This window comes from Pontibacterium sp. (genome assembly GCF_041587635.1).
Lineage (GTDB): Bacteria > Pseudomonadota > Gammaproteobacteria > Pseudomonadales > Balneatricaceae > Pontibacterium.
The window spans coordinates 1-7,958 of record NZ_JBFGYC010000136.1 but is presented as its reverse complement, the minus strand read 5'-3'; the positions used below and the strand labels follow the sequence as shown (position 1 = coordinate 7,958).

Sequence of the window (7,958 nt, the reverse complement as noted above, 5' to 3'; positions counted from 1 at the left end):
GATATCGTTGGGCGAATAAACGTTTGTTCAGGCCATCGTAACCAATATGAGCGATAGAACGCTGAGAGTATCGTTTTGCTGGTATTAGGTACCACAGTCCCAAAGGGACAGTCGTATTGGAGGATGTCTAGCTTCTACATTGGGCGCGTGCGATAAACTTCAGGAATTGCCGTAACCCTGTCGCGTCCATTGCAACAAGGTGATCTCAGAGAAAGGGATATGTGTGCGATAAAGTCAGTGTGTGCCAAACAGATCCAGAGTTTCATGCTCTGAACTGTGGATTGTCTCGCCGATGATGCGGCTGTCGCGGTAAGTGGTGGGAGCCATACCAATATGCTTTTTGAAAACCCGAGTGAAGTATGATTGATCGCGAAAGCCCACCGAAAGTGCAATATCGAGCACCGTCATATTTGGGTTTTGCAAAAGGCGCATTGCTTCTTCGATTCGCGTACGTTGAACGAACTCTTGAAATGTAATCCCACAATTTTTACGGAAGCTACGGCTGAACTGGAATGGCCGCATACGACAAAGGCAGGCCATCTGTTCTTCCGAGATCTTTTCAGTCAGATGTTGCTGAATATAGGAGACCGCTGGGGCTAATGCGCGCTCCTCCTGAGTGCCGTTGTTAATGAAGCGAGCCTCTTCGGGAATGGGAGGAACATGAGACCCGCTAAAGGGGGTTGCTTCCCAGTGCTCATGAGTATCGATCTGATTTTTCAGCTGGTGGATCTCTTGTTCAGTCTGTGCTGCGTTGAGCGGTTTAACCAAAAAATCCCATACCCTCATACGCAGTGCCCAAATTGCTAGCGCCTCAGAATGTTGCTCGGTTAGCAGCAAGACGGGCAAGGTCGGAAAGTTCATCCGCGTGGAACGTAACAGATCTAAACCGTACTTATCTGGAAAGTCATAATCAAAACAGATCGCGCTGGGCGTCATATCGGAGGGCGTCAACATCGCAGCTTGATCTGCACCGATCATTCGCACAACAAAATACTTTTCAAACAGGATAGAAACGCCTTCTTCACTTCTAGAGGCCTTCATGTCTATCCAGAGTAGGACTGATTTTTCCATGAATATCCCTTCCATTATCACGATACATGTGATCTAAAAGTGTACAGTTGCCGTTATGTATCTATTACGTACTGTAAACACTGTTTTATCTATTTTAGTTTATATCTGTACATCTATTAGTCGTTTTGCCCTGTTTATAGTGTAAACCTCATGAAACATTTTCATTACTGAGCGTATGGTCCAAAAATTAGAAAAGTGACAAGGTTTTCGCAAGATAGTCCCAATGCCCCTCCAAATCCCCTCCTATAGTTCCCAGCGTGAGTTGATTGACATACCTGCATGCGAACGCTGATTCAAACAAGCAGGACATGCAAAAACCCGAGGACAGAATAATGAAAACTCTTAAAGACACACTGATTGCTTTTCTGAAAGAAGAAGAAGGTCTGACCACTGTTGAGTACGCAGTGGCGGGTAGTTTGATTGCGGCGGCGGTGGTAACTGCGTTTACCGACCTTGGTACTGAAGTCGGCAACGTTATCAACTGTATTACTGAAGACATTGGCGGTAACCCAACTACTGCGTGCGTATAAAAGTCGCTTTCGGAAAGCATCAGATAGGAGGCAAACAATGTTGGATTATCAAACGTATGATCTATCGACTGTTTTTCTTCTGCTGGTGCTGGTGGTTGCGGCGCTGATTGATTTGCGTCGTAACCGTATTCCCAACTGGTTGACCTTTAGCACACTTGGCATTGGGTTGAGCTTACAGCTGATATTCCTGGGCAGTGATGGATTCATAAATGGCTTGAGTGGAGCTGGCGTTGGCCTTGCCCTGCTGTTGCCTTTTTTCCTGATGGGAGGGATGGGTGCTGGAGATGTAAAGCTTATGGCAGCGGTGGGTTGTTTTATTGGAACGACCCCGGTTCTGCTGGCCACTGCCTTCAGTTTGCTATTAGCAGGTGGCTACGCATTGTTACTGATTGGTGTGAAAGGGCAGCTGTCTGCATTTATGCAGCGCTACATGGTCAGCGTACAAACACGCACCTGGATCCTACCTGAAACTAACTCAATTGCTCGGCGTCGATTCCCGTTTGCACTGGCTATCGCAGGGGGAACGGTGATCGCACTTGGATGGTATTCAAAACTTGATTTCTACCATCTCACTTCGGAACTGAGCTACCAGTGGCAACTATTGGGAGTAGGACAATGAATTCCCATGCACTTAATGAATCTCTTTTACAAGAAGAAGGCGGCCTGAAAACATTAGCACCACGTCCTACAACAGTGGAAGGGACAGGTCTTACCCAGCATTTTCTGGCCGAGCTTTTTGTAAAACATATCAATGATGCGGGCTTACTTACACTTAAGCAGCTGATGCAGCGATTAGCCCTGTCAGGTCCGGTGATCGAAAACATCATCAGTTTTTTACGAAAAGAAGTACTGATCGAAGTCCACTCTCGTGGATTTGAGCATCGCGAGCTGTTTTATGGATTGACACAGCGTGGTCGAGATTACGCGTTTGATGCTATTGCTAAAAGTGGATATGTGGGACCTGCTCCCGTGCCAATTGATCTATACCGTGAAGTTGTGAGCGCACAGTCAATTCATCGCTATACAGTAACGCGAGATCAATTCTGTCGAGCTTTCTCCAAGGTGACACTCAAAGCAGAACTTAAGGATCAGCTTGGGCCGGCGCTTAACTCTGGTCGCGCGATATTTATATACGGTCCTGCCGGTACCGGTAAAACATATATCACACAGAAAATGCTTGGATTGTTTGATGACAGTTGCCTGATTCCCTATTCCCTGGAGATCGATGGATGCGTTGTGAGTTTGTTTGATCCACTGATTCACCATCCGGTTGAAGAACTGAAAGTCAATCCGAACCTTCGATTGAATGACGACTATGACGCTCGATTTGTGCTGTGTGAACGTCCGGTGGTGATCACCGGGGGGGAATTAGGCATGGATATGCTGGAGGTGAACTACAACCCGGTACTTAAAGAGTATCAGGCGCCGTTGCAGCTGAAAGCAAATAACGGCATGTTCATCATCGACGATATGGGGCGTCAGCGTGCGACTCCGATGGAGATTTTCAACCGTTGGATCGTACCGCTCGAGGAGCATAAAGATTACCTGACTTTGGGTGCGGGTAAACACGTGCAGACCCCATTCGATCAAGTGGTCGTTTTCTCCTCTAACATCAATCCGCTAGATCTGGCTGATGAGGCCTTCCTACGACGCATTGGCTACAAAGTGTATTTTGGTTTTCTAGAACCGAATCACTATGAGCAGATCTGGCGGCAGGAGTGTGCTGATCGGAATATTCCTTTTGACCCTGAATTACTGCACTACGCGCTTTACCAGTTACATGGCACTAAGGGTGTTGCTCTGCGTCCATGTCATCCTCGCGATCTGCTGGGGATGGCTTGGGATCGATTCCAGTATCAAGGGGGGGATGGGCAGTTACAGCCTGAGCACCTTGACTGGGCGTGGAACAGCTACTTTGTCAGTCTGGATGAGCAGAAACAGATGACCGAACGTTAATGCCTCTAGGGAGGGTTTGATCATGATTAAACGTAGAACGGTGACTTTGTTCGTCCTATCCATTGCCTTTGCCGTGGGCGCAGCTTGGATTGCAAATAATTGGATCAGTTCGCAGCAGCCGACGGTGGCAAAGGCTGAGGTTGGAACGCCGGTTGTGCTAGCCGCTTTAGACATTCCTTATGGGCATGGTATTGAGAAACGCCATCTTAAGGTTGTGATGATGCCGAAAGATGTCGCACCAACGAATAGTTTCCGGACTGTTGATGACGTCATCGGTAAGGTCTCCACCGATATTATGCTGCCCGATGAAGTTGTTCGTGTTGAGCGTGTTTCTGATCATTTAGAGGGGGCGACATTGGCAGCATTGATTGAGCCGAATATGAGGGCTTTTACCGTCCGTGTTAATGATGTTGTCGGTGTGGCAGGTTTTCTGTTGCCGGGTAACAAGGTTGATGTGATCGCATCTCGATCGTCCAGTGGTGGTGGTAAGCGGGTGATTACCGAAACTGTGTTGAAAGATATCAAGGTGCTGGCCGTTGATCAGACCGCCCGTACCGATAAAAACGATCCTGTAGTCGTACGCGCCGTTACATTGGAAGTGACACCTAAGCAGGCTGAACGTCTGGCAAAAGCGAAGGGTGAAGGCACCATTCAGCTGACGCTACGTAACCCGGTAGAAGAACCACCGAAACAGGTAGCAAAAGCAAAACCGAAACCCAAACGTACCTATGTTGCACCACCTAAAGTGATCGTGATTAAAGGTACCGAGTGGCAGTCGAAGAAGGTTCCGATGTAATGCAGTTGCACAACAAATGAAGTGTGGAGATTCATGAAGCCTTAAAAGACCTCGTGATCAAGCCACAAGGGAAAGCAGAGGAATGATCATGGCATATTCAGCAACCATAATGCATACAGGCCCTCACAGCCTGTCGGAAAGATGGCTTTTGCAGCTGCTCATGCTGCTGCTGATCGCTTCACTGGCGTTCAGCAAGGTTTATGCAGCAGAGGCCGTTGCTCTGGAAAGAGTCGCTCAAACCGTTAATGTTCCGCTTTATAAATCTCGGATTATCCAGCTTGGAGGTCCGGTGCACAAAATATCAGTCGGTAATAAAGAGGTGGCTGATATTTTGGTGATGCGCTCCAATCAAGTCTACATTGTCGGGAATGGGATAGGTACTACCAACATCCTTATGTGGGACAGTAAGAATAATCTCACCCAATCCTTGGATGTAGAGGTCACCCCAGACCTGAATTCCTTAAAAGCCAAATTACATCAGCTTCTGCCGGGTGAATCTATCCGAGTGAATATGTCTCAGGGTGCGATTGTCCTGAGCGGAGAGGTTTCAAATGCGGTGAGCATGGATACTGCGATGAAAGTGGCTGATAGCTTTCTGCAGAAACCCTCATCAGAAGGTGCAACTCAACAGGGCAGTGTGATCAATCTGATGGGGATCGGTGGATCTCAGCAGGTGATGCTAAAGGTTACTGTTGCAGAGGTTTCACGATCGGTTATTAAGCGACTCGGCGTCAAGTTTCATACGTTTGTAACGGGTCAGCATACTAACTTTGGTGCAGTGAATGGTGGGGCTACGTTCCCTGACTCAGTATCTATTGGAGAGGTTGGCGATACCAATACTGTAGCTAGTGCCCGTACCGGCTTATTTAACTCGGGCGGCATTGTAGGGCCTGCGGTTGATGAGTTTGCACCGGGTGACCTTGCCATTGCCGATAAAGGGTTATTTGCGGGCTACTTAGACGATAACTTCCTATTTTCCCTCGCCATCGATGCAGCGAAAGAGAACGGACTGGCCAAGGTTTTGGCGGAGCCCACGTTAACTGCTTTAACCGGGCAAGAAGCTGAATTTCTCTCGGGTGGTGAATTCCCAATTCCAGTGCCAAATGAAGATGGTATTACGATCGACTTCAAAGAATTTGGGGTGGGCTTAAAGTTCATTCCTGTCGTGCTTGATTCTGGTCGTATCAATCTCAATCTGAATGTAAGTGTCAGTGAACTGACTGCCACAAGTGCAATCACCCTGGGATCAGGCTCCTCTAGCGGTGGCTTCTTTGTCCCTGCGCTGACTAAGCGCAGTGCCCGTTCAACCGTTGAGTTAGGTGATGGTCAGACGATTGGTATTGCGGGGTTGATCAATGAAAACATGCGTGATGCCGTGTCGAAATTCCCTGGTTTGGGTGACATTCCCGTACTGGGCCATCTGTTCCGTAGTCAGGAATTTGAAAAAGGTGAAACGGAGCTGGTTATTTTGGTAACACCAACCTTAGCGCAACCCTTTAATGCAGACGAGATTGTGCTACCGGGAGCAGGGTTTGTTGAGCCGAACGACTTTGAATTCTACCTGCTGGGTCGAACTCACGGTGTTATTTCCTCCAGAGATGACAGTGCAGAAACGGAATCCGCTGTAGGTGACGAGCCTGCCACATCTACGGACTCTGATGCCCCAGCAGCGCAGAGTTTTGCGATTGATGATTCAGATTCTGTCATACGATCGGCCGCTGGCGGTTCAGAAAGCACCTTTGGTCACAGCATTAATTAGCAGAGGACAGGACCATGAAAATATCAGAGATAAAGTTACCCATAGGACTCCTCATGCTAACTGCGGTGCTGGTTGGGTGTGCTGGTTATGGTAACGCGCCGTTGGAAAAGCAGGGCGCAGGATATAAGCAGGTTTCGGAACGTCAGACGGCTTATCCGGAAAAAGAGGTCGCGGATGGTAATCCCAATTTGGATGGCTCAATTGCGGCACGGGTGATCAAAACATATCGCGCGGATGCTGGTGATCGACAAGCCGTTAAAAATACCATTGAGGTTAATATCGGCCGTAAGTAGGCCTCAATAAATACCGCATATTCCGCTGACTGGGATGTGTCCCTGAAATATGAAGTTGAATAGGAGGAACTGACGATGGACAGACCTTATTCAACCCGGAGGGTTATACCACGGGCCCTGAAAGGGCAGCGTGGTGTGGTGATGATCATGGTCACCATTGGGATGGTTGCAATATTGGCGGTCGCGGGTCTCGCGCTGGATAGTGGTCACCTGTTTCTAACCAAAACACGTTTGCAGAATGCGGTTGATTCTGCCGCGCTGACTGCTGCAAAAGTGCTGAAAAGCAGTGACAGTATGGTTGATGCTACTGCCGCGGCCCGGGCAACTTTCGAGGAAAACCTATCTGCACCGGGTAATGATCTTATTGCTGATGCCTACGATGACGGGAACGGTGATCTTGTGCTGACCGTACAGTATTCAGCCACCTTGAACCCGTTTACACCTTCTGCAACACCGCCCTACGTCAGGGTCATTGCTGACAGTGTGTCATTGGATACTTGGTTGGCGCGTGTTGTGGGTGTTGATCAGACAGAAGCCGTCGCGAGCGCAGTGTCGGGCCCAGTTGCGGTGACGGGTATCTGCGATTTGGTGCCGATGTTGGCATGTGGTTGTGAGCCAGGAACGCCGGGTTGCTGTGATGGAGCAAGCGATGCCGGATGTGCGCCTGATAGCTATTACGGATATACCGTCCCTGACGCATCAACTGACCTAGTAATGGAGGATGTTACCGCAGTCAAAATATCGGCTGGGAATAACCAAGATATTGGCCCAGGTAACTTCCACCTATTGCGTTTGGGTGACAATCAGGGCGGTAACTACATTCGCGATGCTCTTGCGGGTGCGACCACGGGACTGTGTGCTGATTACGACCCTGTTTCGGGTGAAGAAACGGTTGATTCTGAACCCGGTAACAAAGTGGGACCGGCGTTGGATGGATTGAATGCTCGCTTTGATGGAGGGACCTTTGGTAGTGGGCAGGATCAAGAATATGTGCCACCTGATTACGTTATTCAGGAAGCCCTGGAAGATGTAAGTGATGAGTTAGTACTAGGAGATGACGGCACGGTACAGACTGAAGATGGAGCGTCAGCCCCAGACCTGTTTGATTATAACGATTACTTGGGAGCCGTTGATGGCAGCTGTGGCAATGGTGAGACCTGTAATTTAAGTGGTGAGCCTTTCCGCCGCATGATGGTATTGCCCATTGGTCATTGTACCGGTCTTTCTAACGGTACCAGTTCCCCTATTTCTGTGCAGGGATATGGCTGCTTTATGCTTTTGCAGCGCGGCTCACAAGGTAATAACGGGGCTGACTTCTTTGGGCAGTTTGTCGGCAGCGCCAGTGCACGAGGTTGTGATGTTGCCGGTGGTATAGATCCAGGTGCTTCACCCAGTTTGCCGACACAGATTGTGCTTTTCCGTGATCCCGATAGTGGAGATTCCTGATGAACATTTCAGCGACTGTCTTTGGTCAAAGGAAGAAACAATCGGGCGTGGCGATCATTGAGTTGACTGTCGCTTTACCGCTCCTTCTATTGCTTTTTATTGGTGTG

General features: G+C 48.8%; 8 protein-coding genes. 7 read left to right on the top strand and 1 reads right to left on the bottom strand.

What is annotated here, in order from left to right:
• Positions 1-234: 234 nt before the first annotated feature.
• Positions 235-1,071, bottom strand: a complete 837-nt coding sequence (locus ABYW01_RS08870; protein ID WP_372832151.1) for a helix-turn-helix domain-containing protein — start codon at positions 1,069-1,071, stop codon at positions 235-237.
• A 332-nt stretch (positions 1,072-1,403) separates the two neighbouring features.
• Here ABYW01_RS08870 and ABYW01_RS08865 point away from each other — a divergent pair, with 332 nt between their 5' ends.
• The 7 genes from ABYW01_RS08865 (at position 1,404) to ABYW01_RS08835 (ending at position 7,851) form a co-directional block, all read left to right on the top strand.
• Positions 1,404-1,601, top strand: coding sequence for a Flp family type IVb pilin (locus ABYW01_RS08865; protein WP_372832150.1), 198 nt, complete (start codon positions 1,404-1,406; stop codon positions 1,599-1,601).
• Positions 1,602-1,638: 37 nt separating this feature from the next.
• Positions 1,639-2,220 carry a prepilin peptidase gene (locus ABYW01_RS08860; protein ID WP_372832149.1) on the top strand — a complete coding sequence of 194 codons (582 nt, stop codon included), beginning with the start codon at positions 1,639-1,641 and terminating at the stop codon, positions 2,218-2,220.
• On the top strand, positions 2,217-3,557 hold the full coding sequence (locus ABYW01_RS08855; RefSeq protein WP_372832148.1) for an AAA family ATPase: 1,341 nt from the start codon (positions 2,217-2,219) through the stop codon (positions 3,555-3,557). Before ABYW01_RS08860 ends, ABYW01_RS08855 begins: the two co-directional genes overlap by 4 nt.
• A 22-nt stretch (positions 3,558-3,579) precedes the next feature.
• Positions 3,580-4,353: a Flp pilus assembly protein CpaB gene (gene cpaB, locus ABYW01_RS08850; protein WP_372832146.1), complete on the top strand. Its 774-nt coding sequence runs from the start codon at positions 3,580-3,582 to the stop codon at positions 4,351-4,353.
• A gap of 148 nt (positions 4,354-4,501) precedes the next feature.
• Positions 4,502-6,112, top strand: coding sequence for a type II and III secretion system protein family protein (locus tag ABYW01_RS08845; RefSeq protein WP_372832144.1), 1,611 nt, complete (start codon positions 4,502-4,504; stop codon positions 6,110-6,112).
• 53 nt (positions 6,113-6,165) lie between these two features.
• Positions 6,166-6,405 (top strand): hypothetical protein, encoded by a 240-nt coding sequence (locus tag ABYW01_RS08840; RefSeq protein WP_372832143.1) that lies wholly within the window; start codon positions 6,166-6,168, stop codon positions 6,403-6,405.
• Positions 6,406-6,480: 75 nt separating this feature from the next.
• Complete coding sequence (locus ABYW01_RS08835) at positions 6,481-7,851, top strand: TadE/TadG family type IV pilus assembly protein (RefSeq protein ID WP_372832141.1); 1,371 nt, start codon at positions 6,481-6,483, stop codon at positions 7,849-7,851.
• Positions 7,852-7,958: the final 107 nt, after the last annotated feature.

Excerpts from the sequence above, each read along its gene's own strand:
- ABYW01_RS08860 (WP_372832149.1), top strand. The coding sequence starts at position 1,639 with ATGTTGGATTATCAAACGTATGATCTATCGACTGTTTTTCTTCTGCTG.
- ABYW01_RS08840 (WP_372832143.1), top strand. The coding sequence starts at position 6,166 with ATGCTAACTGCGGTGCTGGTTGGGTGTGCTGGTTATGGTAACGCGCCG.
- ABYW01_RS08835 (WP_372832141.1), top strand. The coding sequence starts at position 6,481 with ATGGACAGACCTTATTCAACCCGGAGGGTTATACCACGGGCCCTGAAA.
- ABYW01_RS08870 (WP_372832151.1), bottom strand. The coding sequence starts at position 1,071 with ATGGAAAAATCAGTCCTACTCTGGATAGACATGAAGGCCTCTAGAAGT.
- ABYW01_RS08855 (WP_372832148.1), top strand. The coding sequence starts at position 2,217 with ATGAATTCCCATGCACTTAATGAATCTCTTTTACAAGAAGAAGGCGGC.
- ABYW01_RS08865 (WP_372832150.1), top strand. The coding sequence starts at position 1,404 with ATGAAAACTCTTAAAGACACACTGATTGCTTTTCTGAAAGAAGAAGAA.
- cpaB (WP_372832146.1), top strand. The coding sequence starts at position 3,580 with ATGATTAAACGTAGAACGGTGACTTTGTTCGTCCTATCCATTGCCTTT.